26 protein-coding genes are annotated in these 26,388 nt (G+C 65.3%); 4 read left to right on the top strand and 22 right to left on the bottom strand.

Annotation, left to right across the window (positions count from 1 at the left end; all coding sequences use genetic code 11):
* Positions 1 to 35: 35 nt before the first annotated feature.
* The 20 genes from ftsZ to IRL76_RS02060 all read right to left on the bottom strand — a co-directional run bounded on the left by ftsZ (position 36) and on the right by IRL76_RS02060 (position 21,758).
* Positions 36 to 1,724, bottom strand: a complete 1,689-nt coding sequence (gene ftsZ / locus IRL76_RS02155; protein ID WP_200982740.1) for a cell division protein FtsZ — start codon at positions 1,722 to 1,724, stop codon at positions 36 to 38.
* Between the two features lie 134 nt (positions 1,725 to 1,858).
* A complete protein-coding gene (gene ftsA, locus IRL76_RS02150) occupies positions 1,859 to 3,148 on the bottom strand; it encodes a cell division protein FtsA (RefSeq protein WP_200982738.1) in 1,290 nt (429 codons plus the stop codon).
* Entirely contained in the window at positions 3,148 to 4,056 is a 909-nt protein-coding gene (locus IRL76_RS02145) for a cell division protein FtsQ/DivIB (RefSeq protein WP_200982736.1), read from the bottom strand. Before IRL76_RS02145 ends, ftsA begins: the two co-directional genes overlap by 1 nt.
* Positions 4,049 to 5,026: a D-alanine--D-alanine ligase gene (locus IRL76_RS02140; RefSeq protein WP_200982734.1), complete on the bottom strand. Its 978-nt coding sequence runs from the start codon at positions 5,024 to 5,026 to the stop codon at positions 4,049 to 4,051. The genes IRL76_RS02145 and IRL76_RS02140 overlap by 8 nt, the downstream gene beginning before the upstream one ends.
* Positions 5,027 to 5,038: 12 nt before the next feature.
* Entirely contained in the window at positions 5,039 to 5,965 is a 927-nt protein-coding gene (gene murB, locus IRL76_RS02135) for a UDP-N-acetylmuramate dehydrogenase (RefSeq protein ID WP_246450061.1), read from the bottom strand.
* A gap of 41 nt (positions 5,966 to 6,006) precedes the next feature.
* Complete coding sequence (murC, locus tag IRL76_RS02130) at positions 6,007 to 7,431, bottom strand: UDP-N-acetylmuramate--L-alanine ligase (RefSeq protein WP_200982730.1); 1,425 nt, start codon at positions 7,429 to 7,431, stop codon at positions 6,007 to 6,009.
* Entirely contained in the window at positions 7,428 to 8,624 is a 1,197-nt protein-coding gene (murG, locus tag IRL76_RS02125; RefSeq protein ID WP_200982728.1) for an undecaprenyldiphospho-muramoylpentapeptide beta-N-acetylglucosaminyltransferase, read from the bottom strand. The genes murC and murG overlap by 4 nt, the downstream gene beginning before the upstream one ends.
* Positions 8,621 to 9,838, bottom strand: coding sequence for an FtsW/RodA/SpoVE family cell cycle protein (locus IRL76_RS02120; RefSeq protein WP_246450060.1), 1,218 nt, complete (start codon positions 9,836 to 9,838; stop codon positions 8,621 to 8,623). The genes murG and IRL76_RS02120 overlap by 4 nt, the downstream gene beginning before the upstream one ends.
* Before the next feature lie 44 nt (positions 9,839 to 9,882).
* The gene (gene murD, locus IRL76_RS02115; protein WP_200982724.1) at positions 9,883 to 11,178 is read right to left on the bottom strand and encodes a UDP-N-acetylmuramoyl-L-alanine--D-glutamate ligase; all 1,296 of its coding nucleotides are present in this window, start codon (positions 11,176 to 11,178) and stop codon (positions 9,883 to 9,885) included.
* The gene (gene mraY / locus IRL76_RS02110; RefSeq protein ID WP_200982722.1) at positions 11,175 to 12,245 is read right to left on the bottom strand and encodes a phospho-N-acetylmuramoyl-pentapeptide-transferase; all 1,071 of its coding nucleotides are present in this window, start codon (positions 12,243 to 12,245) and stop codon (positions 11,175 to 11,177) included. Before mraY ends, murD begins: the two co-directional genes overlap by 4 nt.
* Before the next feature lie 15 nt (positions 12,246 to 12,260).
* A complete protein-coding gene (locus tag IRL76_RS02105) occupies positions 12,261 to 13,727 on the bottom strand; it encodes a UDP-N-acetylmuramoyl-tripeptide--D-alanyl-D-alanine ligase (RefSeq protein WP_200982720.1) in 1,467 nt (488 codons plus the stop codon).
* Entirely contained in the window at positions 13,724 to 15,217 is a 1,494-nt protein-coding gene (locus IRL76_RS02100) for a UDP-N-acetylmuramoyl-L-alanyl-D-glutamate--2,6-diaminopimelate ligase (protein ID WP_200982718.1), read from the bottom strand. Before IRL76_RS02100 ends, IRL76_RS02105 begins: the two co-directional genes overlap by 4 nt.
* The gene (locus tag IRL76_RS02095; protein ID WP_200982716.1) at positions 15,214 to 16,917 is read right to left on the bottom strand and encodes a peptidoglycan D,D-transpeptidase FtsI family protein; all 1,704 of its coding nucleotides are present in this window, start codon (positions 16,915 to 16,917) and stop codon (positions 15,214 to 15,216) included. Before IRL76_RS02095 ends, IRL76_RS02100 begins: the two co-directional genes overlap by 4 nt.
* A 62-nt stretch (positions 16,918 to 16,979) precedes the next feature.
* Positions 16,980 to 17,498 carry a hypothetical protein gene (locus tag IRL76_RS02090; RefSeq protein WP_200982714.1) on the bottom strand — a complete coding sequence of 173 codons (519 nt, stop codon included), beginning with the start codon at positions 17,496 to 17,498 and terminating at the stop codon, positions 16,980 to 16,982.
* Positions 17,495 to 18,433: a 16S rRNA (cytosine(1402)-N(4))-methyltransferase RsmH gene (rsmH, locus tag IRL76_RS02085; protein ID WP_200982712.1), complete on the bottom strand. Its 939-nt coding sequence runs from the start codon at positions 18,431 to 18,433 to the stop codon at positions 17,495 to 17,497. Before rsmH ends, IRL76_RS02090 begins: the two co-directional genes overlap by 4 nt.
* The gene (locus IRL76_RS02080; RefSeq protein ID WP_200982710.1) at positions 18,430 to 18,927 is read right to left on the bottom strand and encodes a division/cell wall cluster transcriptional repressor MraZ; all 498 of its coding nucleotides are present in this window, start codon (positions 18,925 to 18,927) and stop codon (positions 18,430 to 18,432) included. Before IRL76_RS02080 ends, rsmH begins: the two co-directional genes overlap by 4 nt.
* A 349-nt stretch (positions 18,928 to 19,276) precedes the next feature.
* The gene (locus tag IRL76_RS02075; protein ID WP_200982708.1) at positions 19,277 to 19,999 is read right to left on the bottom strand and encodes a Gldg family protein; all 723 of its coding nucleotides are present in this window, start codon (positions 19,997 to 19,999) and stop codon (positions 19,277 to 19,279) included.
* A 1-nt stretch (position 20,000) separates the two neighbouring features.
* A complete protein-coding gene (locus tag IRL76_RS02070; protein ID WP_200982706.1) occupies positions 20,001 to 20,348 on the bottom strand; it encodes a hypothetical protein in 348 nt (115 codons plus the stop codon).
* Between the two features lie 33 nt (positions 20,349 to 20,381).
* A complete protein-coding gene (locus IRL76_RS02065) occupies positions 20,382 to 21,398 on the bottom strand; it encodes a cysteine synthase A (RefSeq protein WP_200982705.1) in 1,017 nt (338 codons plus the stop codon).
* Between the two features lie 42 nt (positions 21,399 to 21,440).
* A complete protein-coding gene (locus IRL76_RS02060) occupies positions 21,441 to 21,758 on the bottom strand; it encodes a 2Fe-2S iron-sulfur cluster-binding protein (RefSeq protein WP_200982704.1) in 318 nt (105 codons plus the stop codon).
* Between the two features lie 90 nt (positions 21,759 to 21,848).
* Between IRL76_RS02060 and IRL76_RS02055 the strand changes: the two genes are divergently transcribed.
* Together IRL76_RS02055 and IRL76_RS02050 are read left to right on the top strand one after the other, a co-directional pair.
* A complete protein-coding gene (locus IRL76_RS02055; protein ID WP_200982703.1) occupies positions 21,849 to 22,466 on the top strand; it encodes a DNA-3-methyladenine glycosylase family protein in 618 nt (205 codons plus the stop codon).
* Between the two features lie 26 nt (positions 22,467 to 22,492).
* On the top strand, positions 22,493 to 23,299 hold the full coding sequence (locus IRL76_RS02050) for an SDR family oxidoreductase (RefSeq protein WP_200982702.1): 807 nt from the start codon (positions 22,493 to 22,495) through the stop codon (positions 23,297 to 23,299).
* Here IRL76_RS02050 and IRL76_RS02045 read toward each other — a convergent pair.
* Positions 23,296 to 23,589 carry a 4a-hydroxytetrahydrobiopterin dehydratase gene (locus IRL76_RS02045; RefSeq protein ID WP_200982701.1) on the bottom strand — a complete coding sequence of 98 codons (294 nt, stop codon included), beginning with the start codon at positions 23,587 to 23,589 and terminating at the stop codon, positions 23,296 to 23,298. The two genes, IRL76_RS02050 and IRL76_RS02045, sit on opposite strands and share 4 nt — an antisense overlap.
* A 2-nt stretch (positions 23,590 to 23,591) precedes the next feature.
* The gene (locus IRL76_RS02040; RefSeq protein ID WP_200982700.1) at positions 23,592 to 24,914 is read right to left on the bottom strand and encodes an APC family permease; all 1,323 of its coding nucleotides are present in this window, start codon (positions 24,912 to 24,914) and stop codon (positions 23,592 to 23,594) included.
* 125 nt (positions 24,915 to 25,039) lie between these two features.
* Here IRL76_RS02040 and ccmA point away from each other — a divergent pair, with 125 nt between their 5' ends.
* Together ccmA and IRL76_RS02030 are read left to right on the top strand one after the other, a co-directional pair.
* On the top strand, positions 25,040 to 25,612 hold the full coding sequence (gene ccmA / locus IRL76_RS02035) for a heme ABC exporter ATP-binding protein CcmA (protein ID WP_200982699.1): 573 nt from the start codon (positions 25,040 to 25,042) through the stop codon (positions 25,610 to 25,612).
* Complete coding sequence (locus IRL76_RS02030) at positions 25,609 to 26,271, top strand: heme exporter protein CcmB (protein WP_200982698.1); 663 nt, start codon at positions 25,609 to 25,611, stop codon at positions 26,269 to 26,271. The genes ccmA and IRL76_RS02030 overlap by 4 nt, the downstream gene beginning before the upstream one ends.
* The last annotated feature ends 117 nt before the right edge of the window (positions 26,272 to 26,388 follow it).

Genomic DNA, 26,388 nt, shown 5'->3' with positions numbered 1-26,388 from the left:
TTAACCTGCGCTGACGCGGGCCACCGGGTTACGAGTTACTGGTTGTTCTGGCGCCCGAGGAAACGGGGAATGTTAAGCGAACCGCTGCCGCCTTCATCGTCATCCTCGTCGTCATCTTCGTCATCGGCGGGCTTGTTGGCCCCGCGCGAAAGGTTGGCCATGCGCTCGAACAGCGTGCTGCCACCGGAAGCGCCTTCGTCGCCGCCGCCCGAACCATAGTCGCCGCCGCCACCCAGGATGGGGCGCTTGCGCATCGGCTTGCTGGCGAGCGGGCTTTCGCCGTCGGCATACTGGTCCGAACCGAGCTGGAGTTCATCCTGCCCGCCTTCTTCCATGGTCTCCGACAGGTCGAGCATCGATCCGTCGCCCTCGTCTTCGTTCCAACCGTCGCCCGCACCGTAGTTGCCGGCATCTGCCGGAGGCGGAACGGCGCCGTGACCACCGTCGTACTCGTCGGTTTCCTCGTTGCGCAGCCCGGCGAGGGGGTCGACGATTTCGTCGACGTCGTCGAAATCCTCGTCATCCTCTTCCGAATAACCGAGATCGTCCGAGAGGACGGAATCGTCAGCCGCTCCTGCTTCGGTTGCGAGGCCGTATGCGCCGTCTTCCTCGACCTCGGGCTCGGCGGAAAGGCCTTCATTGAGTTCGAACGGCTCTTCCTCGACCATATCGTCGCTGGGCAGGTCGAGCACGGGCCGCTTGGGCGCGCGGCTCTCGCTCATCGAAAAGCTGCGCGGCGCCGAATTCATTACCGAACCGCTTCCGTCGATACCCGTGGCGACGACCGAAACGCGGATCTTGCCTTCGAGGTCGGGATTGAAGGCCGAACCCCAAATGATGTTCGCGTCCTCGTCCACCAGCTCGCGGATGTGGTTGGCGGCTTCGTCGACTTCGAGGAGCTTCATGTCCTCGCCGCCGATGATCGAGATGATGACGCCCTTGGCACCGGCCATCGACACGCCGTCGAGCAGCGGGTTGGCGATGGCGCGTTCGGCGGCGTCGAGCGCGCGGTTGTCGCCCTCGCCCTCGCCCGTGCCCATCATCGCCTTGCCCATCTCGCTCATCACCGAACGCACGTCGGCGAAGTCGAGGTTGATGAGGCCAGGCATGACCATGAGGTCAGTGATCGAGCGGACGCCCTGCTGCAGCACCTCGTCGGCGAGCATGAAGGCCTCCTTGAAGGTAGTTTCCGCCTTGGCGACCAGGAACAGGTTCTGGTTGGGAATGACAATCAGCGTATCGACGTGCTTCTGCAGTTCCTCGATGCCCGCTTCGGCAGCGCGCATGCGGCGCGTCCCTTCGAACAGGAACGGCTTGGTCACGACGCCGACGGTCAGGACGCCCTTCTTGCGCGCGGCTTCGGCGATGACCGGGGCAGCGCCGGTGCCGGTCCCCCCGCCCATGCCGGCTGCGATGAAGACCATGTTGCAGCCGTCGAGCGCGTCCTCGATTTCGTCGACCGTCTCTTCGGCTGCAGCCTTGCCCACTTCGGGACGGGCGCCAGCGCCGAGGCCACCGGTGATATCAGGACCCAGCTGGATGCGCTTGGCGGCAGGCGAAGTGCTGAGCGCCTGCGCATCGGTGTTGCTGACGATGAAGTCCACGCCTTCGATGCCGGCCTCCATCATGTTGGCGATGGCGTTGCCGCCTGCACCGCCCACGCCGATGACCATGATCTTGGGACGCAGGTCGTCGCTGGAAGCCGGACCGATATTGATGCTCATTGGGTATCCCCCGGGAAGTCGAAATTCGTTCGGATCACTATGTCACACATCTAGCGCAAAGCGAATCGCGAGAGGCACATAGAAACATCCTTATCCACAAGGGCTAATGACCGGTTAGCCCGTGCAAACAAGCGTCAAAAATAGTCACGCACCGCCTGTACGACACGGTTCACCAGACCAAGGCCCGAATAACGGCGTGTCGGCTGGTAACTAGAGCCAACGGAGCGGATGTCGACAGGGTCGTCGGCCGCATAGAGGCAGAGACCTGCCAGCGTCGCGAAACCGGGCGTGGCATGGGCTTCGGGCAGTCCCTGCAGTGCCGGCGGCTTGCCGATGCGGACCGGCTGGCCGAGCGCACCCTGCATGAATTCGGCGATTCCGTGGAGTTCCGCTCCTCCGCCGGTCAGCACGACCTGCCCGCCCTGCGCCCCGCCGAAGCCGAGCGTCTTCAGCGCCTTGCCGATCTCCGCGCTCATGACGCCAAGCCGGTCGGTGACGATCGAGACAAGTTCGGCACGCGGGATGCGGTTCTGTTCGTCTGCCCCGCGCGCAAGGCGCCCTCCCGGTTCTTCACCGGGCGCGTTGACGGCAACCATCTCTCGGTGATCGGTGGGTGTGGCGATGGCAGAGCCGGAAACGCATTTCAGTCGCTCCGCCTGGCTGCGGCGAATGCCGAGCGAGGACGCGATGGCGTCGGTGATGTCGTTCGATCCAACCGGAATGGAACGCAGGCCCAGCAACATGCCCGCCGCGTGGACGGAGACATTGGTGACCTGCGCACCGATCTCGACCAGCGCGACGCCAAGGTCGCGCTCTTCCGCCGACAGGCAGGCATAGGCAGCGGCGAGCGGGCTGGCGACGACACCTTCGACATCGAGATGCGCGCTCTGCACCGCCTCGATCAGGTTACGTACCGGTGCACCTTCGGCGAGGGTGACGTGGACATCGACGCCCAGCGCCTCGGCATGAAGGCCCTTGGGATTGGCGACCCCATGCGCCCCGTCGAGCGTGTAGTGCGCCGGCTGGGCATGCAGCACCATGCGGCCGTCGGGCGCGATATGGTCGCGCGCGGCATAGAGCAGGTGTTCGATATCGTCTTCCTCGATCCGCCGTCCGCCAATCGCGATCTCGACGCTCGAAATCTTGCTCGAAAGCCCGGCACCTGCACATCCGATCCACACGCTGGAGACCGAGGTGTTGGCGTTTGCCTCCGCCTTTTCGACCGCGGTGCGGATGGCATGGCTGGCGGCGCGCATATCGGTGACGTAGCCGCGCTTGATGCCGTCGCTGGCACGGTGGCTCGAACCCAGCACGATCATCTCGCCATTCTCCGCCCGACCCATGATCATGGCCGAAATACGGAACGAACCGATGTTCACTGCCGCATAGACGCTGGTGATGCGGGGTGTGGTGGGTGCGGCCATCAGTTGGCACTTCCGTTGGCCGCAAGGCCGTGCGGGCAAGGGCCATCCTTGCAGCGCAGGTAGGCGCGGTCGGGCACGCGCATGTCGATGGCGATGGGCCTGCCGCCGATCAGGCGGTGCATGCCGTCAAGTCGGGCAAACTTGACCAGCGCGGGCGCTCCCAATTCGCCCTCCGGCAAGGCCAGCAGCTGGCCGGTCTTGAAGGTCAGGTTCCAGCGGCGGTTGCCGACCCATTCGGCCTCGGCGATCTGGGGTTTCAAAGCTGGCGCGGCATCGAGCAGCTTGCCGAGTTCGACTACCTGCTTCTGCGCGCCCGGCCCTCCGATCAGCAGCTTGCCCTTGGCGGCAGCAGCGCTAATCGGTTCGAGTTCATTGCCTTCCGGATCGATGAGGACCAGCCGCCCCGGCTTGCGCAGGACGGCATGTGGAATTCGCTCGACGATATCGACCTTCAACGTGTCGGGAAGCTGGCGCGAGACGCGCGCGTCGGCGACCCATGGCAGCGCAAGGAGGCGCTGGCGCACCTCGCCAAGTTCGACCAGCGGCATGGGCCGGTCCTGCTCCGCCAGCACGCGTTCGTAGACGAGTTCCTCGTTCATCCGGTCGACGCCGGAAACCCGGACCTTGCTGACCTCGAACCCGGCGCGCGAGGCGGACTTGGCCAGCTCCTCGCGGGCAAGCTCGGGAACGCCGGCATAATTCGCGATTGTGGCGACGACTCCCAGCCCCGCCAGCACGATCACGGTCAGGAAGAACTTGTGCCACTGCTCGTCGGTGAACGGCAGCGCCGCCATGGTCCGGTCGAGCAGGCCGCCGGTATGCTTGCGCGCAGCACGCACCTTCTGGTTGCGGCTGCGGGCGGCGGCAGAGCGACGGACACCCTGCGGCTTGCGGCTGACCTTAGCCATCGCCGCCCCCGCCCGATTTCGCGGCGTGATCGCGCAGCGCGGCGGCGACGATCATCTCGCACAGCTCGCCATATTCATAGCCCGCATAGCGCGCCTGTTCGGGGACCAGGCTAAGCGCGGTCATCCCCGGTTGGGTATTGGTTTCGAGCACGAAGAGCCCGTCCTCGCCCTGTTCCTCGTCCCAGCGGAAGTCGGTCCGGCTGGTGCCCTTGCAACCCAACACCTTGTGCGCCTTCAATGCATATTCGAGGCACAGGTCGCGGATGTTGTCGGGAAGGTCGGCGGGGCAGACATGGTCGGTCATGCCGTCGGTGTACTTGGCATCGAAATCGTAGAAGCCGCTCTTGGGCTTCAGTTCGGTAACGGCCAGCGCGCGCGGTCCCTCGGGGAAATCCACGACGGCAGAGGTCATCTCGCGGCCCTTGATATAGGGCTCGGCCAGCAGTTCCCTGAACTCCTGCCACGGGCCCTTGGCATCGCGCGCGATCGGGTTGCCGTAATTGCCTTCGTCGGTGACGATGGCGACGCCGACCGAACTGCCCTCGTTGACCGGCTTCAGCACATAAGGGCGCGGCATCGGGTCGCGGTCGTGCAGGTCTGCACTCTTGACGATGCGGCCGCCGGGCATGGGAATGCCTGCGGGCACCAGCGCCTGCTTGGTCAGCTGCTTGTCGATCGCGATGACCGAGGTGACGAGCCCCGAGTGCGTATAGGGCACCCCCATCAGGTCGAGCATGCCCTGCACCGTCCCGTCCTCGCCCGGAACGCCGTGGAGCGCGTTGAAAACGACGTCGGGAGCGACCTCGGCAATCCGCGCCGCGACCTGCCGGTCCATGTCGATCCGCGTCACGCTATGGCCGCGCTCTTCCAGCGCCTTGGCAACGCCCTCGCCCGACATCAGGCTGACAGGCCGCTCGTTCGCCCAGCCGCCCATGAGGACGGCGATGTGGAGTTTGGGGAGATCGGTCATTTCACTTGCTTCCTACGGTCGCCCCACGCGTTGAATTTCCCATTCCAGCTCGACGCCCGAATTGGCGTAGACCCGTCGTTTCACTTCCTCGCCCAGCCCTTCGATATCGGCGCTGGTCGCGTGCCCCATGTTGATGAGGAAGTTGGTGTGCTTCTCGCTTACCTGCGCGCCGCCCATCTGGAGTCCGCGACATCCGGCGGCATCGACGAGCTCCCACGCCTTCTTTCCCGGCGGGTTCTTGAAGGTCGATCCGCCGGTCTTGGTGCGCAGCGGCTGGCTCGCCTCGCGCGCTTCGGCGATGCGGTCCATCTCCGCGCCGATCACCGCTGGATCGCCCGGCACGCCCTTGAAGCGGGCGCCGACGACCACGGCACCTTCGGGCAGGACCGAGTGGCGATAGGTGTATTGCAGGTCGACGGCGGGCAACGTCACCAGCGATCCGTCGGGCAGGATGACGTCGCAATCGACCAGCACATCGCTGACCTCGCGGCCATAGGCGCCCCCGTTCATGCGGACGAAGCCGCCGACGGTCCCGGGAATGCCGCGCATGAATTCCATGCCCGCTATCCCTGCGTCGCGCGCGGTCGAGGCGACGAGAATGCCATGCGCGCCCGCACCGCAGACGAGAACATTGTCCTCCAGCACCTCGATCTTGGCGAAGGCCTTGCCGAGCTTGATGACCACGCCCGGAACCCCGCCGTCGCGCACGATCAGGTTCGACCCGAGGCCGAGCGCCATGACCGGCAGCGAACCGTCGAGTCGTTCGAGGAACAACACGAGGTCGTCGAGGTCGGCAGGCTCGAACAGCCAGTCGGCATTGCCGCCGCTCTTGAACCAGACGAGCTTCGCCAGTGGCGCATCATGCGTAAGCTTGCCGCGGATCCCGACGGTCGAGATGGGCGCCGCCACAGCGCCATCGACTTCGCAGTCGGGCGCCATGCCGTTGTCCAGGTTCCAGACGTCGTCGGGCTGCTCCATGGTCATGCAGACCGCTCCCGCTCGATACGTCCGGCGAGTTCGGCGGCCCAGCGGGTGATGTCGCCCGCGCCGAGGCAGACGATGAGGTCACCCGCCACGATATCTTCTGCGAGGGCCTTTGCCAGTTCGTCCTCGTTTGCGACGGTCGCGGCCGAGCGATGTCCGCGCGACTTGAGGCCGGCCGCCAGCGCCTCGGCATCGACACCTTCGATGGGCTCCTCGCCCGCGGCATAGACCGGGGTGACGAAAACCTTGTCGGCATCGTTGAAGCACGACTGGAAGTCATCCATCAGGTCGCGCAGGCGGGTATAGCGGTGCGGCTGGACCACGGCGATGACGCGGCCAGCGCCTGCGCTCTCACGCGCGGCGGCGAGCACGGCTTTGATCTCCACCGGGTGGTGGCCATAGTCGTCGATGATCGTTGCGGAGCCGGTCCGCGTCTTGACCTCGCCCACGCGGGTGAAGCGGCGACGCACGCCGCCGAAGCTGGAAAAGCCGTTGACGATGACTTCGTCCGCACAGCCCATCTCGATCGCCACGGCAATCGCGGCGAGCGCGTTCTGGACGTTGTGACGGCCCGGCATAGGGAGGCGAACGCCCTCGATCCGGCGATCCTCCTCGCCCCGTTGGCGGACAATCACGTCGAACTTGTTGCCGCCTGCATCGGGCTGGACGTTGACCCCGCAGATGTCGGCCTGGAGCGAGAAGCCGTAGGTCACCACGCGGCGGTCGCGGACCTTGCCGATCACCGCCTGGACTTCGGGATGGTCGATGCACAGCACCGCCGCGCCGTAGAAGGGGACATTGTGGATGAACTCGACGAAGGCGTCCTTGACGCCCTCGAAATCGCCGTAATGGTCGAGATGTTCGGGATCGATGTTGGTGACGACCGCAATCGTCCCGTCGAGGCGCAGGAAGCTGCCGTCGCTCTCGTCGGCCTCGACCACCATCCAGTCGCTGTCGCCGAGGCGGGCGTTCGAACCATACTGCTCGATGATCCCGCCATTGATGACCGTCGGATCGACATTGCCCGCATCAAGCAGCGCGGCGATCATGCTGGTCGTCGTCGTCTTGCCGTGCGTCCCCGCGACGGCGATGGTCGACTTGAGGCGCATCAGTTCGGCCAGCATTTCCGCCCGACGCACCACGGGAATGCGGTTCTCGAGCGCGTGGGCGACTTCGGGATTGGTGCGCTTCACGGCAGTGGAGGTGACGACGACAGCGGCGCCCTCGACGTTTTCCTTCTCGTGCCCGATCTTCACGGCGATACCCTGCTTGCGCAGCCGCTCGACCGTGGCGCTTTCCTTCATGTCGGAGCCCTGCACGGTATAGCCGAGGTTGTTCATCACCTCGGCAATGCCCGACATGCCGATGCCGCCGATGCCGACGAAATGCACGACGCCGATATCTGTCGGAACGCCTCTCACTTGGCCATCTCCCGCGCTGCGCCCTGTCCTGCCGGCACGCCCTGCGAGGCGCCGCGGGCGTTGTTTCCGCCGACGCGGATGACATCCATCATCTCTGCCCCGCCGAAGCTCTCGACAAGGTCGGCGAGATCCTCGACCGCCTTGGGGCGACCGCAGTTCCACGCCGCGTGCGCTGCGGCAGCCAGACCCTTGGGATTGTCGGCCAGCGCCATGATCTGCTTGGCGAGTTCCTTGCCGTTGAACTTGTCCTGCCGGATCATCCGTGCACCGCCGGCCTTCGCCAGTTCGCGCGCATTGGCGGCCTGGTGATCGTCGGTCGCGATGGGCAGCGGCACGAGAATCGCGGGCCGGCCGACCGCCGTAAGTTCGGCAATGGTTGATGCGCCCGCGCGGCCGATGAACAGGTGTGCGTCGGCCAGCCGTGCGGCCATGTCCTCGAAATAGGTGCCAAGTTCGGCCGGGATGCCGTGGGTGCGATAGCGCTCGCGAACCTTGTCGAGGTCTTCGGCGCGGCACTGCTGGGTAACCTGCAGGCGCTGGCGAACTGCGGGCGGCAGCATCGCAAGGCCGTCGGGCACGACTTCGGACAGGACGCGCGCACCCTGGCTACCGCCGGTCACGAGGACGCGCAGCAGACCGTCCTCGCCATAGGCGGGATATGGGTCGTCGCGCAGGCTGAGAACCCCAGAGCGCACGGGATTGCCGACGAGGTGGGTCTTCTCGAGAAACTTGGGAGCCAGCCGCTCGACCTCGGGATAGGCGGTGGCGATGGCATCGACGCGGCTCGCCAGCAGGCGATTGACCCGGCCCAGCACGGCGTTCTGTTCGTGAACCAGCGTCGGGATGCCGGCCGAAGTCGAGGCGAGGATCGAGGGCAGCGAGGGATAGCCGCCGAAACCGACCACCGCGCTCGGCTCGAAACTGTCGAACAGGCGCAGCGCCATGCGGCGCCCCTCCATCACCGCGGAGACGCCCTTGAACCAGTTGAGCGGGTTCTTGCCGAACCGGCCCGCGGGCAGGACGTGCGCGGGCATGAAGTCGGGCTTGCCGGGAATTTCGGCTCCGCGCGCGTCGGTGATCAGGGCGACATGGTGGCCACGCCGGTCGAGCTCGGTCGCAAGCGCGAAGGCAGGCAGCAGGTGCCCGCCGGTGCCGCCCGCCGCGAGGACATAATGTCGCGTCGCACCGGTCATGGATGGATCTCGCGCTTGGGCCGCGAAGTGGTCTCGTTCATCGGGCCGCCCTGCCCTAATCCGAGCAGATCGCCAAGCCCGCGGGTCCGGCTTTTCAGGAAGGGATTGCGCCGAGTCACCGCGATCAGCAGGCCGACGCCAAGGCATACGGCGATGGTCGATGAACCGCCATAGCTGACCAGCGGCAACGTCATGCCCTTGGACGGGAACAGCTGAAGGTTGACCAGCATGTTGATGAAGGCCTGTCCGCCGAGCAGCGCGGTAAGGCCCGCGCCTGCCAGCAGGGCGAAGAGATCCTCCTCGTCCACCAGCCGCATGAGTACGCGGGTGACGATGGCAAGGTAGAGCAGCACGATCACTGCACAGGCGAGAAGGCCGAACTCCTCGCCGATGACGCTGAAGATATAGTCGGTGTGCGCTTCGGGCAGGCTCATCTTGCGGATGCCGAGGCCATAGCCCGCGCCGGTCCAGCCACCCGCAAGCAGCGTGCGGCTGGCAAGATCGACCTGGTCGAATGCGGTGCCGCCACCAAGGAAGCTGTCGATACGGTGGCGCGCATTGTCGTAGAGGAAGTACGTTGCGGTCAGGCCGACGATGCCCCCGCCGATGACCCCACCGAGCCGCTTCACGTCGATGCCCGACAGGATGATCAGGACAAACCACACGCCTGCGAACAGCAGCGTGTCGCCGAAGTTCGGCTGCATCATCAGCAGGGCGGCGATGAGGCCCATCAGGCCGGTCGCGATGCCCTGGACCGGCAGGTTGGGATCGCGGATGCGCCACGAGAGGATCCATGCCAGCGCGATCGCGAAGGCCGGCTTGAGGAACTCTGACGGCTGGAACTGCATGCCCACGTTGATCCAGCGCCGGGCGCCGTTGATCTCCGGCCCGATGACCGGGACGAGGAACAGCAGGCCCAGCATCGCGCCGGAAATCAGTATGCCAAGCCGCCGCGCGTTCTCGCGACTGAGCATGGACACGCCAATCATGGTGCCGAGGCCGAGCACCTGCCAGGCGATGTGGCGGTAGAAAAAGTAGAGCGGATCGAGCTTCTCGCTCACGGTCGAGAGGCGTGCGGCGCTGGCCGGGCTGGCCGCAGCGACGGCGATGGTACCCAGGCTCATCAGCAGCAGCACAAGCAGCAGCAGGACGCGGTCGATCTCGCGCCACCATATCTTCAGCTCGGTCCAGCGCGAGATCTTGCCCTTGGGGATGTGGGCGGGCTGGCGCTTGCCGGGGACGTAGGGCCGGACGGTGTTCACTTGAGCGCCTCCACCAGCTCGCGGAAGTGGTCCCCGCGCTGTTCGAAGTCGCGATACTGGTCGAAGCTGGCGCAGGCAGGCGAGAGGAGGACAGTGTCTCCCGACGCAGCCTTCGCTGCAGCCGAAGTGACGGCTCGGTCGAGCGTTTCGCACTGCTCCACCGGCACTCGGCCCTCGAGCAGCGCGGCGAAGTCCGGCCCGGCCCTGCCGATGGTGTAGGCGGCCTTCACGTGGCCCAGTTCGGCCTCGCACTCGCCCAGACCCGGCTCCTTGGCCAGCCCGCCGAGGATCCAGTGGATGTTGTCGAACGCCGCCAGCGCAGGGGCTGAGGCAGCGGTGTTGGTGCCCTTGCTGTCGTTGACATAGGCAACGCCGCGCAGTTCGCGAACCCGCTCCATGCGATGCGGCAGTCCACGATAGCTCGCCAGTGCCGCGTTGACGGTGGGGCGGTCCAGTCCGAGGTCGAAAGCGACCGCCCAGGCGGCATAGGCGTTCTGGGCATTGTGCGGTCCCTGCAGCGAAGGCGCAGCGGCGAGGTCGAGAAAACCGCTGTCCTTTGCGTCGGGATTGAGCGTGGTCATCTCGCCCGGCCCATCGACACCCTCCAATGCTTCGCGGATCGCCGGGTCACAGCTGGCATCAACACCGGTGTGGCCAGCGGATTGCATCGCGAAGAGGCGCAGCTTGGAGGCACGATAAGCCTCGAAGCTCTCGTATCGGTCGAGATGGTCGGGCGTCACGTTGAGCAACACCGCCACATCGCAGTCGAGCGAATATGTCAGGTCGATCTGGTAGCTCGACAGTTCCAGCACATAGACCCCGCCCTTGGGCAGCGGGTCCTGCTCGAGGATCGGCAGGCCGATATTGCCGCCCATGGTGGTCGGCACGCCCGCGGTCTTAAGGATGTGGTGGACCAGCGCAGTAGTCGTGGACTTGCCATTGGTGCCGGTGATGCCGACGACCTTGTGCTTCGGCAGACCGCCGCGCGCCTGCGCGAAGAGCTCGATATCGCCGATCACGGGCACGCCGAACTTGTCGGCATGCGGCTTGATCGGGTGTGTATTGAGCGGGACGCCGGGGCTGACCACCACGCCGGCGAAACCGGTCAGGTTCGCTTCGACCGGATCGGCCAGCTCGACCCGCCCGGCAAACTCGGCGCGAGCTTCCTCGCGGCTGTCCCATGCGAGCACTTGAGCCCCGCTCGCCAGCAACGCCTCGACCGTCGCCCGGCCGGAGCGCGCCAGCCCGAGGGCGGCGTATTTCTTTCCAGACCAGGCGGACGAGGTGATCATCGCAGCTTGAGCGTCGCCAGCCCCATGAGTGCGAGGATGATGGCCACGATCCAGAACCGGATCACGACCTTGCTTTCCGACCAGCCGAGTTGTTCGAAATGGTGGTGTATCGGGGCCATGCGGAACACGCGCTTGCCGGTACGCTTGAACCAGAACACCTGGATGATGACCGAAAGCGCCTCGAACACGAACAGCCCGCCGACGATGGCGAGGACGACTTCGTGGTGCGTCGCCACGGCGATGGCGCCGAGAGCGCCGCCAAGCGCGAGAGAGCCCGTGTCACCCATGAACACCGCCGCCGGAGGGGCATTGAACCACAGGAAGGCAAGGCCTGCACCCATGATGGCGGCGCAGAAGATGGCCAGTTCGCCCGCGCCCTCGACATAGGGAATGCCGAGATAGCCCGAATAGTCCACACGACCGACGAGGTAGGCGATGATTGCGAAAGTACCCGCCGCGATGATCACCGGCATCGTCGCAAGGCCATCGAGCCCGTCGGTCAGGTTCACCGCATTGCCTGCACCGACAATGACCACGGCGGCGAAGACGAAATAGAGGAAACCTAGCTCGATCCCGAAGTCGTTGACGAAGGGCACGTAAAGGAAGGTATTGATCTGGCTGACCGTGATGTAGCTGGCAATGCCAGCCACGGTGAATTCCAGCAGCAGGCGGATGCGCGCCGACACGCCCTTGTGGCTGGCCTTGGTGACCTTGTCGTAATCGTCGAGGAAGCCGATGATCCCGAAGCCCAGCGTCACCGCAAGGCAGGCCCAGATGAACGGGTTCCTGAGGTCCATCCAGATGAGGACCGAAACCGTCAGGCTGATGAGGATCATCAGGCCGCCCATGGTCGGCGTGCCGCGCTTGGCGAGGTGGGTCTGCGGTCCGTCTTCACGGATCGGCTGGCCCTTGCCCTGGCGTACGCGCAGCATGTCGATGAAGCGCGGTCCGATAAGCAGGCCGATGATCAGCGCCGTCATCAGCGTCGCCCCGGCGCGGAATGTCTGATAGCGCACGAGGTTGAATATCCCTTCGAAATTCAACCATTCGGCGAGGAGGTAAAGCAATCGAGCCTCTTTGCGTCAGCGGACGCGAGTGAAGTGTTCCACGAGCCGTCCGAGGCCCACCGAATTCGAGCCCTTAACCAGCACGGCATCGCCAGCGACGATGCCGAAATCCTCGAGCAATTCGATCGCCTCGTCTGTGTTACGGCAATGCGCCCAGGCAATGGGCTTGCCAAGCACGCTGCTCTGGGCTTTCCCCAGTTCGCGCGCGAGGGCGCCCATCTCGTCGCCGACAAGCAGAGCATAGTCCACATCGGCTGCGACGACCGGTTCGGCCAGTGCGGCGTGGAACTGCGGACCGAAGTCGCCCAGTTCCTTCATGGCGCCGAGAACGGCAATACGGCGGCCCGATGGCGTCGCACCCAGTTGCGCGAGCGTGGCACGCATGCTGGCGGGATTGGCGTTGTAACTCTCGTCGATCAGCAGCGCCTTGCCGCCCGGAACGTCGATGCCATGGCGCGCGCCGCGACCCTTGAGCCCGCCCATTTCGGCCAGCGCCAGCCCGGCCGCGGCCATGTCGCCACCGGCAGCGCGCACCGCAGCCATGACGGCGAGTGAATTCATCACCCAGTGTTCGCCCGGCTCGGCAACGGTGTAGCACAACCGTCCGCCGGGGAATTCGCAAGTCACCAGGCTACCGCCATTGGCGCTGGGAATGGCATCGAGCAGGCGCATGTCGGCATGGCGGGCCTTGCCGAAGCTGACGATCCTGACACCGAGCTTGCGGGCCGAGGCCTCAAGGCGCTCGAAATAAGGGCTGTCAGCCGGGATGATCGCCACGCCGCCGGGCTCGAGGCCGAGGAAAATCTCGGCCTTGGCGTCGGCGATTGCCTCCATCGAACCAAGGTTCTCGATATGCGCGGGCGCGATGGTGGTGATGACTGCGACATGCGGGCGGACCTGCGTGGTCAGTCTCTCGATCTCGCCGGCATTGTTCATGCCCATTTCGAAAACGCCGAAGCGGCTCCGCGCAGGCATCCGCGCAAGGCTCAAGGGCACGCCGACATGGTTGTTGTAGCTGCGGATAGAGCGGTGTGCGGCCCCGCGGCTGGCACGCTCGAGGCTGGCGAAGATGGCTTCCTTCACGCCCGTCTTGCCGACCGATCCGGTCACACCGATGATCTTTGCCGCAGTCCGTTCGCGTGCTGCGGCAGCGAGCGCCTTCAATGCGGCGGTGGTGTCCTCGACGAGGATGTGCGGCCAGTCCACCGGCCGGTCGACAAGCGCTCCGGCAGCGCCATTGGCAAAGGCCTTGTCGAGAAAGCGGTGGCCGTCCATCGCCTCGCCCTTGAGCGCGACGAAGAGGTCCCCGTTGACGACATCGCGGCTGTCCATCTCGACACCGGCGACCTGGAAATCATGGCTGGCGGTGCCGCCCACAGCTTCGGCGATGTCCTTTGCCGACCACAGGGTCAGCGGCAGGCGGTCGCGTGGGTCCGCAGGCCAGGTTACATAGGCCGGGTGGCGCAGGATCGCAGCGCTCATGCATCACCTCTGGCAATGGCCGCCGCGCATTCGCGTGCGACCTCGACGTCGTCGAAGGGCAGTACCCGCATGGTTTCTCCCGACCCGATTATCTGACCCGTTTCGTGTCCCTTGCCGGCGACGAGGACGATGTCGTCCTCGCGCGCTTCGGCGATGGCTGAACAGATGGCTTCGCGACGGTCGCCCACTTCGCGAACAACTTCCTGTCCCCTACCCGCCCTTGCCCCTGCAAGCACGGCCTTGCGGATTTCCGCAGGATCCTCGCCGCGCGGATTGTCATCCGTCACAATCACGATATCGCTGGCCTTCGCCGCCGCTTCGCCCATCGGTGCGCGCTTGCCATGATCGCGGTCACCGCCTGCACCGAGAACCGTGATGAGCCGCCCGGTGACGTGGGGACGCAGCGCCGCAATGGCTGCCTCGACAGCGTCGGGCGTGTGGGCATAATCGACGTAAACCGGCGCACCCGAGGGCGCGATGACGGCGCGTTCGAGCCGCCCACGGACCGGCTGGAGCCGAGCGACGGCATCCCAGACCAGTCCGGTATCGGTCCCGCTCGCCAGGGCCAGCCCTGCGGCGCAGAGCGCGTTCGAAACCTGGTAGGCACCGATGAGAGGCAGGGTGATCTTGCGCGTCTGTCCGGCGTGATCGACGGTGAGGACCTGGCCAAGCTGGGTTGGCTCGCGGCTGGTCAGGCGAATGTCTTCGCCCGCCTCGCCCACGGTCATGACCTTCAATCCGCGGCGTTTCGCATGGTTGAGGACGCGAAGGTTCCACTCGCTGCCGTCCGCACCCAGCCACACGACCGCCGTTGCGTCATCGGCCACGACCTCGTCGAAGAGTCGCATCTTGGCGGAGAAATAGTCCTCCATGTCGGTGTGGTAGTCGAGGTGGTCGCGGCTGAAATTGGTAAAGGCGGCAGCTTCGACCTTGAGGCCTTCGTTCCGGTATTGGGAAAGGCCGTGGCTCGATGCCTCGTAGGCGACGTGGGTCACACCCTCGCGCGCGAGGCCGCTCATGTTGGAGAGGAATGTCACGATGTCGGGCGTCGTCAGCCCGGTCGAAACGCTGCCGTCCGGCGTGGTCACGCCCAGCGTACCGATGCTGGCCGCCCGCTCGCCCGCCATGCGCCAGATCTGGCGCGTCATCTCGGCGGTCGAGGTCTTGCCGTTGGTGCCGGTCACCGCGACGATATGCTCCGGCACCGGGGTGAAGAAGCGCGCGGCGAGCTGGGCAAAGGTCTGGCGCGGATTGTCGCTGGCAATGTGGACAGCGCCCGTCACCTGCACCCCATGACAGGCGACCACGGCAATGGCCCCGGCATCCACTGCGGCGGGAATGAAGTCCTCGCCATTGACCTGCGTGCCCTGGAACGCGCCGAACACGGTGCCGGGCGCGACTTTGCGGTTGTCGATGGCGAAACCGGTCACCTCGGCATCGCTGTCGATGCCGGCAATCCCTGCCGCTGCGGTCAACCTGGAGAGTTTCATTCCGAAGCCGCCTCCGGAATGAGCGGCTTGATGTCCGAGATATCGACGTCGCGGGTATCGTCGGGGCGCACGCCGATCAGCGGCCCTATGCGCGGGACGAGGCGACCGACGATGGGCGCCGCATTCCACGCCGCAGTGCGCTGGAAGCTGGAAGCGACGGTGCCCTTGGGCTCGTCCAGCATGGCGATGATGACATAGCGCGGCTTGTCCATCGGGAATGCCGCGGCAAAGGTCGAGACGATGGCGGACTTCTTGTACCCGCCCGCTCCCGGTTTCTCGGCCGAACCAGTCTTGCCGCCAACACGATAGCCGGGGGCGTTGGCATTGCGTCCGGTGCCGTAGACCGCAATCGTGCGGAGCAGCTGGCGCATCCGGCTGGAGGTCGACTGCTTGAACACGCGGCGGCCCTTGGGTGCTTCACCGGGCCCAAGCTTGTGGAGCGTCGCCGGACGCCAGATGCCGCCGTTCACCAGCGCCGCATAGGCCGATGCCAGGTGCAGTGGGGTCACCGCGATACTGTGGCCGAAACCGACCGTCATGTTGGTCAGGCGCGGCCAATTCTTGCCCGGCCAGAGGGGAAAGCCGCGTGCCGGAATTTCGATATAGGGCCGCTCGTTCATGCCCAGGTCCATCATCGTACGGCGCATGCGTTCCGGGCCGAGCTGGTCGGCGATGCGCGCGCTGACGGTGTTCGACGAATGGATCAGCGTCTCGATGGGATTGAGCGAGGAACCAAGATTGTGGCTGTCGCTGATGGTGAAGCGACCGACCTTGACCGGCGAGGCGTCGTAGCGCTTGCCGAGATCGCGGATAACCCCTGCATCGAGGGCAGCTGCCACCGTGATCGGCTTGAAGGTCGAACCCAGTTCGTAGACCTGGTTGGTGACGCGGTTGAACATCAGGCTTTGCCCGCGAGCATCGATCTTGTTCGGGTCGAATTCGGGCAGCGAAGCGAGCGCGAGGATTTCGCCCGTATCGACGTCGAGGACGATACCGGCGGCACCCTGCGCCTGGTTGAGCTTCATGCCGCGGGCCAGTTCGTCTTCCAGCGCTCCCTGGACGCGCACATCGATCGACAACGGCACCGGCGTTCCCCGCGTGGCGGGGTTGGAGAGCTTGTCGTCGAGCACCTGCTCCATACCGACGCGACCCTTGCCGTCGGCGGCGACGTAGCCGAGCACGTGCGCTGCCATCGATCCCTGCGGATAATGGCGGTCGTTTTCCATCGGCATTTCGAGCGCCAGCTCGCCGATTTCCTGCACCCGGTTTGCCTCTTCGGGCAGCACGCGACGGCGAATGTATCCCTGCTTGCCGGCCGCGAACTGCGCGGCGAGCTTCCTTTCATCGAGATCGGGGAAGATGGCCTTCAGCTTATTTGCGACTTCTTCAGGGCTCCTGACCAGCGGGTCGCCATCTTCCCCCAAAGCCTTGGGGTTGAACCAGAGTGCATATGCAGGAAACGCGCGCGCCAGCGGCACGCCGTTGCGATCGACGATCTCTCCGCGCGGCGGCAGCAGGGCATCGGCGAATGAAGTGGCGCGCAGCCCTTGGTCGGACGCGCCCAGGTAGAGGATGCGCACGATCGCGAGGAGAGCGATGAAGGCGAACGCCATGGCGATCCACAGCACGCGCCAGCGCGCCATGGTAAGCGTGCGCTGGCGAACGGTGACAAGCTGGACCCGTCCCGAAGCGACCGCCATGCTGACTGCACCGTGCCCGCTCCGACCCGCGGCAATGGCGGGACCGAAGCCGGAAAAGGCATTCACTGCGACACCTCGGCGACCTTGGCGATGGGACCTACGGGGTTGGAAAGCCGTTCGGCAAGGCCAGTTGCCGCCAGCTCACGCTGCGCCGGATGACCGGCCGAAGGCAGGGTCGGCTGCGATGCAGCAATCCAGCCCGACAGCAGGCCTTCATCCTCGGCGCCCTCGCGTTCCGGACGGTTCAGGGCCACGCGAACCGGCGACGGCGCGCCAATGCCGCGCGGACTGCCAAGCGCGGCCAGCTGGGTCTCGCTCTCGAGATACTGGTCGGCGCGCGGCGCGCCATATCCGAATTCGACCGCGTTCCAGTCGGACAGCTGGTGCTGGCTGGCGCGGGTCTGGAATTCGGTTTCCAGCATCAGTCGTTCCTGTTGCGCCGCGATGATTGCACGTTCGGTCAAGCGCACATCACTCTTGACCGCATTGACCTTGAAGGTGAGCGCCAGGAGCATGGCGAAACACGTGCCGAGAACGACAGCCCAGCCGATCTGGCGAATGCGTGAACCCGTGACCATCATGCCGCCTCCCTTGCCGGAGTTGCCGTGCGTGTCGCGTAACGGAGGACCGAAGAGCGGGCGCGCGGATTGCGGGCGATCTCTGCCTCGGTGGGCTTGATCGCCTTGCTGACTCGAAAAAAGACCGGATCGTCCTGCGCCGCCATTGGGACGTGACGCGAGGCGCTCGGGGTTGAGGATGCCTCGCGCAGGAAGCGCTTGACGATCCGGTCTTCGAGGCTGTGGAAGCTGACCACCGCAAGGCGGCCCCCTTCCTTCAGCAGGTGTTCGGCAGCCGACAGTGCTTGGGACAGTTCGTCGAGCTCGCCGTTCACATGGATGCGGATGGCCTGGAAAGTACGGGTGGCCGGGTCTTTCTTGTCGTGCGGCTTGAAGCCGAGCGCCTTGCGAACCACACGCGCCAGTTCGCCGGTGGTCGACAGCGGACGGGCCGCCACAATGGCGCGCGCGACGCGGCGCGACTGGCGCTCCTCGCCGTAGTTGTAGAGGACGTCGGCAATCGCCTTTTCATCGGCGGAATTGAGGAAATCGGCCGCGCTCTCGCCATCCTGGCTCATTCGCATGTCGAGCGGGCCGTCCGCAGAGAAAGCAAAACCGCGATGAGCCTGGTCAAGCTGCATCGACGACACACCGATATCCATTACCACACCGTCGACTCGAGAGACGCCCGCCGACGTCATGACGTCGAGCATTTCCGAGAAACGGTGCGGATGGAGAATAAGGCGCGGCGGGTTTTCCCCCGTCTCGCGCCAATTGCGACCCGACGAAATGGCATCGGGGTCCCTATCGAAGGCATGCACCGTCGCGCCGCGCTCCAAGAGCGCGCGGGTATAGCCGCCGGCACCGAAGGTTGCGTCGATGAGAACGTCGCCCGGCTGCGGGTCGAGCGCCTCGATTACTTCTTCGAGAAGAACGGGGATGTGTGGGGCGTCAGTCATTTGCCCGCACCCTTCGACTTGCCCTTCGCTTCGGCGAGGAAGCTTTCGCAGGCCGCCTTCGCGCCAGCCCAGTCTTCGCCCATCTTGGCGAGTTCTTCGGGGTTCCACAGGGTGAAGAAACGACCGCCGCCCTGGAAGTAGAGCCCTTCGTCGATGTTGGCGAGCGTACGCAGGTGATCGGGCATCACGAAGCGACCGCTGTCATCGAACGGCATTTCCTGGAAACCGAAGAGCTGCATCGCGCGGGTGTCGCGGTCGAATTCATTGCCGAGCCGGGCTGCCAGCTCTTCTTCACGATCGAGCTGGGCGTCGAGTTCCTGCTTGCGGCTGAGGCCGAAGCCAACGAGGCAATTCCACTTGGGGTGCTTCATCAGGCACAGGACGCGACCGTCGCTGCTATCCTTCACGGCCTTGCGGAAGAGGGGCGGAAGCACAAAGCGGCCCTTGTCGCCCGCGGGCGAATAGGCCTGACCGCTGTACCCTCCGAATGACACTTGCCCCAAGTCCCGAATACGAGTTCGAAATAGCTCCCCAACGGACAAGACTTCCCCCCTGCCGCCCGCGCAAACGGGCAAGCTGCGACGCCATTCGACTGTGCGCATCTAGTCGGCTTTGTCCGATGTCCCCTTGATTTATCGCGGGAAGGCCGGGGAAGAAAGGGAAAATTGCGGGATTTCACGGGATAAGCCCGTATATCACTGATTTATATTACTATTTTTTCTCACTACAAGCTCGAACTGCTTACCAAAATCTTACCGAGATATCTGGAAATGCACGGAATTCTGCGGAGTCGCAGGCGCGACTCCGGACGCGATTCCGGCCTGTCCCGTGTTTTCCCGTGGATCAGTAGTCGAGCGAGGCCGCGACCAGCGAGTCGAGCGCGCCGGTGCGCTTGGCCGGAACCTCGCCCTCTCCTTCCCAGTCGAGGACGGCCGCATCGGCGAGCAAGGTCACCCGACCTTTGCCGACCTGGCACTGAGCGAGGAGGCCGGTCTCCGAGACGATACACTCGCCCTCCTCGCCAGCTGATCGCAGGCGGAACTGGCCGGACAGGTTCACCGGGAACTCGCCATCATATGCCTTCACCCAGCGTTCGCCTTCTGCCTGCTCGTCGTCGAAGAAGAGTTCGAGGCCCCAGCGCGTAAGGATCGGGGAGAGCACGACCACGTCTTGCTGGCGGCGCTTGTCCCCGATGGCGAAATTGCTGTGCCGCGTCAGCATGGGGTCGGCGAAGACCAGCAGGCGCCCGCCATCGCGAACCCACTGGTCGAGCGCGAGGTTTTCGGACGGAGCAAGCGGGCGCGGCTGCGCCATGATAAGGCGCTTCGTCCCCGCAAGCGTGTCCGGCTCAAGCGCATCAAGCGGTTGCATGGCGAAGCGACGTTCGATTAGTTTGCGTACCCAGTCGGGCTTACCGCTGCCATCGATGATCGCGCTTATATTGTCGCTCTCGCCCCAGTAGATCGGCAGGCTGGTAAAGAGCCCGACCTCTGGCCGGTCCGCCACGCGCTGGTCCGCCTGTCCCGCGCCGCACGCGGACAGGAACAGCGCGGCAAGGAAAATCAAACTAGTTCGCAACCTGTCCTGCTTTGCCCTGCCCCGACGGCCCTGCGGGGGTCGTCGCTTGCGGTGCTGGAAGGTCCGGTACGACGCCCGCTTCGACGAGCGGGTCGTTCTGCTGTTGCGTGGAAGTCGGTTCGGTGGTCGGCGCCGCTTCTGGAACAGCCGTCGCGTCGATCTGCGAGGCGCTGTTCTCGACCAGGCTGGCAAGGCCGACGAGCACGATCATCAGCACCACCCCCGTTACTCCGATCTGGAGCCGCTGAACGGTTCGCGCACGCTGCGCGCCGCCGGGAGAAATCTCGGGGAGCTCGCCCACCGGGGGCTTGCGGCTCATGTCGAAAAACTGCGCCATTCGCACGAGATTAGGCTCCTGCAGCCCGAAAGGTCAATCTTGCGGCTGCAACCAGTCGAAGACGGGCAGGCCTTTCGACTGCAGCCACTCGGCATTGTAGAGGGTAGACAGGTAGCGGAACCCGGTGTCGCAGAGGATAGTCGCGACCTGCGGATTCTCGCGCCCCTCGGCGACCAGCTGCCTACCCAGCGCAATGGCACCGGCGACATTTATCCCGCTCGACAGGCCGAGGCACAGGCCTTCCTCGCGCAGCAGGCGGGCGACCCAGTTGAGGCCTTCCTCGTCCGAGATGCGGAACTGCGTGTCGATCGGCGCACCTTCGAGATTGCCGGTGATGCGGCCCTGCCCGATGCCCTCGGCAACCGAGGAGCCTTCGGCCTTCAGCTCGCCATTGGCGTAGTAATTGTAAAGCGCCGCGCCGTGCGGGTCGGTAAGCGCGATGACGACGTTCTCGTCGAATTCCTTGAGGCCCATGCCGACGCCGGCAATCGTGCCGCCGGTACCCGCCGCGCAGGTGAAACCGTCGATCCGACCACCCATCTGCTCCCAAATTTCCTTCGCCGTGCCTTCGATATGGGCCTTGCGATTGGCGGTGTTGTCGAACTGCCCGGCCCAGATCGCCCCCTCAATCTCCCCCGCCATGCGGCGCGAGACGTGCTGGAAGTGGTTGCAGTCGGCGTATTTCGTCGGCGGGACAGTGACCAGTTCGGCACCCAGCGCGCGCAGGGTCGCCATCTTCTCCCGGCTCTGGTTGTCCGGCATGACGATGATCGTGCGATAGCCCAGCGCGTTGGCGACCAGCGCTATGCCGATGCCGGTGTTGCCTGCGGTCCCTTCGACCACCGTGCCGCCCGGCTTCAGCTCGCCGCGCGCCTCTGCATCACGGATGATGTAGAGCGCGGCGCGATCCTTGACGGAGGCCCCGGGGTTGGCGAATTCGCACTTGCCGTAGATGTCGCATCCGGCTTCCGCGCTGGGTCCGGCAAGGCGGACGAGCGGCGTATTGCCGATGAGGTCGAGCGTCTGCCCGGTCACTTTGCTTGCAATCATGCCGTGCCAGTTAGGCGTGCCAACCTTAACCGGCAAACAACATCAATCTTCAGGCGCGATAGTAACCTTCATGCCGTCGAGATCGGCGGTGAACGGGATCTGGCACGACAGGCGCGAATTCTCGGTCCGGTGGTCGGTGGATTCGAGCAGGTCGTCCTCGTCCTCGCTCATCGTCGGGAGCTTGTCCTTGAACTCGGGATCGACGTGTACGTGACAGGTCGCACAGGAACAGCAGCCACCGCATAGCGCCAGCAGCTCGTCGAAGCCGTTGTCGCGGATCGCTTCCATCACGGTCAGGCCGTCGGCGACGTCGATTTCCGAAGTCTCGCCTTCGCGGGTGGTGACGATCAGTTTGGGCATTGCATCTTTCCTCGGTTGCAAAGGGCCACTGGCCGACCCTATGCGAGCGGCTGCTATTCAATCACGGGCGGGAAGGCAAGCGCGAGCGGCATGGGACTGACAAACACGCAATTGCGCGACCATCTCGACGCCGTCGCCGCGAACGACAAGGTCGTCGCCGCCGCCATCGAGCGCTGCGGTTATCCCGAGGAGCGCATCCGCCCGACCGGCTACAAGACCCTGTTGCGCACCATCGTCGGCCAGCAGGTCAGTGTCGCTGCCGCAGCATCGGTGTGGAACAAGCTCGAGGCCGAACTGGGCGAGGACATGCACGCCCACGAATTGCTCGCGCGCGACTTCGACACGTTGCGTGCCTGCGGCCTGTCGCGCCAGAAGCAGGGCTATGCCCGGTCCCTGTGCGAACTGGTCGCCAGCGGCGAGCTCGCATTCGACAGCCTGCCCGAGGATGACGAGGAAGCCATCGCCGAGCTCACCCGCATCAAGGGGATCGGACGCTGGTCGGCGGAAATCTACCTGCTCTTCGCCGAGGGGCGGCAGGATATCTGGCCCGCCGGCGACCTCGCCGTGCAAGAGGCGGTGGGCCGGTTGCTCGAACTGCCGGCCAGGCCGAGCGAGAAGGAAACCCGCGCGCTGGGCGACAAATGGCGGCCCTACCGCGGGGCCATGGCCATCTTCACCTGGCACACATATAACAACGCCGCGCTCTGAAGCGGCGCAGGGGTAGGGAGAGAGACATGAGCACGCGCAAGGCAATCTTCATCACCGGCGGCGGTTCGGGCATCGGCCGCGCCATCGCCCGCAAGTTTGCGTCCGAAGGCTGGTTCGTCGGCGTCGGCGATATCGACGAGGCGGGCATGCGCGAGACGCTCTCGCTGATCGGCAACGGCTTCACCTTCATGCACAGGCTCGACGTGCGCGACCGCGGGCAATGGGACGAGGCGCTCGACGGCTTTGCGACGGCCGCGGGCGGCCGCATCGACGTTGTCGTCAACAACGCCGGCATTCCGGTTGGCGGCCCCCTGGCCGACATGTCGATCGAGGATATCGAGAACTGCCTCGACATCAATCTGAAGGGAGTTCTCTTCGGCGCGCAGGCGGCGCATCCCTACCTTGCTAAAACCGCGCCGGGGTCATGCCTGCTCAACATTGCGAGCGCGGCGGGTGTCCACGGCGTCGGCGGCGTGAGCGTTTATTGCGCGTCGAAGGCAGGCGTGCGCAGCATAACCGAAAGCCTCGATGCCGAATGGGCCGAGGAAGGGATCAAGGTCACCGACCTCTGCCCGATTTTCGTCGACACGCCGCTGCTCGACAAGGCCCCCAACCGCGGGTCGAACGAGCTGATCCGGCAGACCGTGGTCGAACAGAAATCCGAAGTCCTGCCGGTTGCCGATGTGGCGCAGGCCGCATGGGATGCGGTGCATTCCGACCGGCTCCACCACCTCATCGGCAAATCGACCCGCCAGCTCGGCTTTGCGCTGCGCTGGATGCCGGGCCGCGTCCGCAAGCAGATGCGCGCCGGCGTCAGCCCGTTGGGCCGCTAGGCCACCAGCGCGTCGATCTTGCGCGCCATCTTTACGTCGCGGAGCGACAATCCGCCCGCGTCGTGCGTGGTCAGCGTGATCTCGACCCGGTTGTAGACGTTGAACCACTCGGGGTGATGGTCGCGCGTTTCGGCGATCATCGCCACGCGGGTCATGAAGGCGAACGCTTCGGAGAAGTCGGCGAACTCGAACTTGCGTTCGATTGCAGCGCCAGCGCGGGACAGCGACCATTGCGGCAGTGCGCTGAGCCAGGTGGCGCGTTCTTCTTCGGTCAGTTGTTCGACGGTCATTGCTATTCCTGAATCGGCTTGCTGCCGGCCATTCGACGGACGAGCCAGTAGCCAGCGGCGAGCGCCGCGACCAGAGCAAATCCGAGCAGCGAATTGGCCGGATCCTGCCATATGAAGACGACCAGCAGGGCGGCGTCGAACAGGATCACAAGCGCCATCACGGGCCTGAAGAAAGGCACGCGGAACGGGCGCGGCAGGTCGGGTTCACGACGATACAGCTGCCATGAGCACAAGGCGAAAAGCAGGATCATGACCTGTGACAAGGCCGTGCTGGTCGACGCCAGCGTCAGGTAACTGCCCGACCAGAGGAATGCGGCTGCGCCCAGCACCACCAAGATCATCGCATTGATCGGCGTGCCGTTCGCGGCGACGCGTTCCAAGGCAGGAGGGAGCAGTCCCACACGCGCCGAGGCATAGGCGATGCGGCTGACGGTCATGGTCATGAGGCTGCAGATGGCCGCGATCGAAACCACGCCGAAGATCGTGAAGACAGTGTCGCCCGCTTGCCCGAAAATCCCGGCGGCGGCGTCTCCTGCAGCGAAGTCGGAAGCTGCCATCTGCTGCGGGGTGAGGACATGGAGTATCGCCATGTTCACGGCGGTGTAGAGCACCGTGATGGCAATGATCCCGCCGAACAGCGCCCGCGGCAGGGCGCGCGCCGGATCCTCGATCTCCTCGCCATAAAAGACGACGTCGCCCCAGCCGTTGTAGGCGCCGATGATGACCAGCATGGCGGTCGCGTAGCCGAGCAGGCCCTGTGGCGCGATACTCGCTTCGCCCGGAACGGGAGGTGCACCGGGCTGCGCAAAGAGGATGACCACGAAGATCGCCAGCACCGCGCCCTTGAAGGCGGAAAACGCGATCTGTGCCCCACCGCTGATGCGCGTGCCCATGGCATTGATGGCGAAGAACACCGCAAGCGTTGCCGTCGCGATCGCTCCCGGTCCGATCTCACCTCCGCCGACGCCCAGCCGGACCAGCAGTTCGCCCGCCACGAAGGCCACATTTGCGAGCGCGGAAATGAGCATGAGCAACATGGAATAGGATGCCAGCACGCTTGCCCCCTTGCCGAAAGCGCGCTCGGTAAAGGTGACGATCCCGCCGGCACTCGGCAGCGCGGCGCCCAGTTCTGCATAAGGTAGTGCGGCGAGAAGAGAGAGTGCTCCACCCAGGAACCAGAGCCCGATCAGGACGGTCCCGCTTTCGCTTGCCTGTGCGGCGATGCCGGGCGCTCGCAAGATGCCTTGGCCGACAACGCTGCCGACCACGGCGGCGAGTCCGAAGACCACCCCCAACACGCGCAAGAGGTGACCCTTGTCGGACATTCCCGTTCCCCTTCCCCCAAGCGGCCGAACCTGGCCATGCCGGCCTTGTCGGTCCGCTTGTCCCGGTTGACAAGCCCAAGCGGATACTTGGCCACCGGCGAACGAGCCCCTAGAGCCTGTTACCCATGACACCCCGCCTATCCGCGACCGATCTCGCCTGCCGCCGCGGCGAGCGCTTGCTGTTCCGAGGCGTCTCGCTGGAGTTGCGGCCGCGCGAGGTCGTCCACGTCACCGGCGCGAACGGGATCGGCAAGTCGAGCCTGCTGCGCATCCTTGCAGGCCTGCTCCGCCCTTTCGCGGGCACGGTCCAGCGCGAAGGCCAGGTCGGGCTGCTCGACGAGCGCTCCGCCCTCGACACCATGCTGCCGCTCGGCAAGTCGCTGGGCTTCTGGCGTGCGCTCGATGCAACCCCGCCCACCAACGTCCCTTCCTACCTAGAGGAATTGCTCGACGTTCCGGTTCGCTATCTCTCGACCGGCCAACGCAAACGCGCCGCGCTCGCCCGGCTGAGCGCGCAAGGTGCCGACATCTGGCTGCTGGACGAACCGCTCAACGGTCTCGACGAGAGAGGCGTGTCGATGGTCGGTGCCATGGTAGAAGGCCATTGCCGCGCCGACGGGATCTGCGTCCTGGCATCGCACCAGCCCTTCCCTCTCGACGGAATGCGTGTCCTCGACCTTTCGGAATATTCCGTATGACGCGCACTTTCGTTGCCCTCGTTCAGCGCGACTTGCGCAACCTCCTGCCCGGGGGTTCGGGTGGCGGGAGCATCCTGCCTTTGCTGTTCTTCCTCGCCGTCGCCATGCTCTACCCCTTCGCCGTCGGTCCCGAACCGCAGATGCTTGCCCGCACCGGCGGCGGCGTGATCTGGGTCGCGGCACTGCTTGCGGCGATCCTCCCTCTCGAGCAGCTGGTCGCGAGCGACCTCGAAGCCGGAGTGTTCGACCAGTTGCACCTGCGCGGCGTTTCGGAAGAGCTGGCGATGTTCGTCCGGCTCCTCGCCCACTGGCTCGCCTTTGCGCCCCTGCTGCTGTTGGCAACCCTGCCCGCAGCCGCCCTGCTGGGCCTTTCGGGAGAGACCACGCGCACGGTCTTGTGGGGCCTGCTGGCAGGCACGCCCGGACTTGCAGCAGTGGGCCTTGCCGTCGCTGCGCTCACCGCCACACTTCGCGGCGGTGCCGCGTTGGCAGGACTGATGGTCATCCCGCTTGCCGTGCCGATCCTGATCTTTGGTGCAGGAGCGCTGGCGCGTCCTGACGACAGTGCCATCATCCTTACTGCAGCAATCAGCCTCGGCCTGTGCGCTCTTGCTCCTTTTGCAGCGGGGGCAGCGATCAGGTCGGCACGGGAGAGCTAATTCCGCCATTTCCTTTGACAATTGCCGCGTTGCCACGAAAACAAAGGCCAATAACAAGGCAAAGGTACTCTCGCCCGATGGCGTCGCAACCGAAAGTGGAAGCATGAACCGGTCGTC

Origin of the sequence: Qipengyuania soli, assembly GCF_015529805.1 — a bacterium.
Lineage (GTDB): Bacteria > Pseudomonadota > Alphaproteobacteria > Sphingomonadales > Sphingomonadaceae > Qipengyuania > Qipengyuania soli.
This window is presented reverse-complemented; position numbering and strand designations above follow the sequence as displayed.

What these genes read in the sequence shown, in the direction of transcription:
- ftsZ (WP_200982740.1), bottom strand. Translation starts at nt 1,724, where the DNA reads ATGAGCATCAATATCGGTCCGGCTTCCAGCGACGACCTGCGTCCCAAG.
- ftsA (WP_200982738.1), bottom strand. Translation starts at nt 3,148, where the DNA reads ATGGCCGCACCCACCACACCCCGCATCACCAGCGTCTATGCGGCAGTG.
- IRL76_RS02145 (WP_200982736.1), bottom strand. Translation starts at nt 4,056, where the DNA reads ATGGCTAAGGTCAGCCGCAAGCCGCAGGGTGTCCGTCGCTCTGCCGCC.
- IRL76_RS02140 (WP_200982734.1), bottom strand. Translation starts at nt 5,026, where the DNA reads ATGACCGATCTCCCCAAACTCCACATCGCCGTCCTCATGGGCGGCTGG.
- murB (WP_246450061.1), bottom strand. Translation starts at nt 5,965, where the DNA reads ATGGCGCCCGACTGCGAAGTCGATGGCGCTGTGGCGGCGCCCATCTCG.
- murG (WP_200982728.1), bottom strand. Translation starts at nt 8,624, where the DNA reads ATGACCGGTGCGACGCGACATTATGTCCTCGCGGCGGGCGGCACCGGC.
- murD (WP_200982724.1), bottom strand. Translation starts at nt 11,178, where the DNA reads ATGATCACCTCGTCCGCCTGGTCTGGAAAGAAATACGCCGCCCTCGGG.
- IRL76_RS02105 (WP_200982720.1), bottom strand. Translation starts at nt 13,727, where the DNA reads ATGAGCGCTGCGATCCTGCGCCACCCGGCCTATGTAACCTGGCCTGCG.
- IRL76_RS02100 (WP_200982718.1), bottom strand. Translation starts at nt 15,217, where the DNA reads ATGAAACTCTCCAGGTTGACCGCAGCGGCAGGGATTGCCGGCATCGAC.
- IRL76_RS02095 (WP_200982716.1), bottom strand. Translation starts at nt 16,917, where the DNA reads ATGGCGGTCGCTTCGGGACGGGTCCAGCTTGTCACCGTTCGCCAGCGC.
- IRL76_RS02090 (WP_200982714.1), bottom strand. Translation starts at nt 17,498, where the DNA reads ATGATGGTCACGGGTTCACGCATTCGCCAGATCGGCTGGGCTGTCGTT.
- rsmH (WP_200982712.1), bottom strand. Translation starts at nt 18,433, where the DNA reads ATGACTGACGCCCCACACATCCCCGTTCTTCTCGAAGAAGTAATCGAG.
- IRL76_RS02070 (WP_200982706.1), bottom strand. Translation starts at nt 20,348, where the DNA reads ATGGCGCAGTTTTTCGACATGAGCCGCAAGCCCCCGGTGGGCGAGCTC.
- IRL76_RS02065 (WP_200982705.1), bottom strand. Translation starts at nt 21,398, where the DNA reads ATGATTGCAAGCAAAGTGACCGGGCAGACGCTCGACCTCATCGGCAAT.
- IRL76_RS02060 (WP_200982704.1), bottom strand. Translation starts at nt 21,758, where the DNA reads ATGCCCAAACTGATCGTCACCACCCGCGAAGGCGAGACTTCGGAAATC.
- IRL76_RS02055 (WP_200982703.1), top strand. Translation starts at nt 21,849, where the DNA reads ATGGGACTGACAAACACGCAATTGCGCGACCATCTCGACGCCGTCGCC.
- IRL76_RS02050 (WP_200982702.1), top strand. Translation starts at nt 22,493, where the DNA reads ATGAGCACGCGCAAGGCAATCTTCATCACCGGCGGCGGTTCGGGCATC.
- IRL76_RS02045 (WP_200982701.1), bottom strand. Translation starts at nt 23,589, where the DNA reads ATGACCGTCGAACAACTGACCGAAGAAGAACGCGCCACCTGGCTCAGC.
- IRL76_RS02040 (WP_200982700.1), bottom strand. Translation starts at nt 24,914, where the DNA reads ATGTCCGACAAGGGTCACCTCTTGCGCGTGTTGGGGGTGGTCTTCGGA.
- ccmA (WP_200982699.1), top strand. Translation starts at nt 25,040, where the DNA reads ATGACACCCCGCCTATCCGCGACCGATCTCGCCTGCCGCCGCGGCGAG.
- IRL76_RS02030 (WP_200982698.1), top strand. Translation starts at nt 25,609, where the DNA reads ATGACGCGCACTTTCGTTGCCCTCGTTCAGCGCGACTTGCGCAACCTC.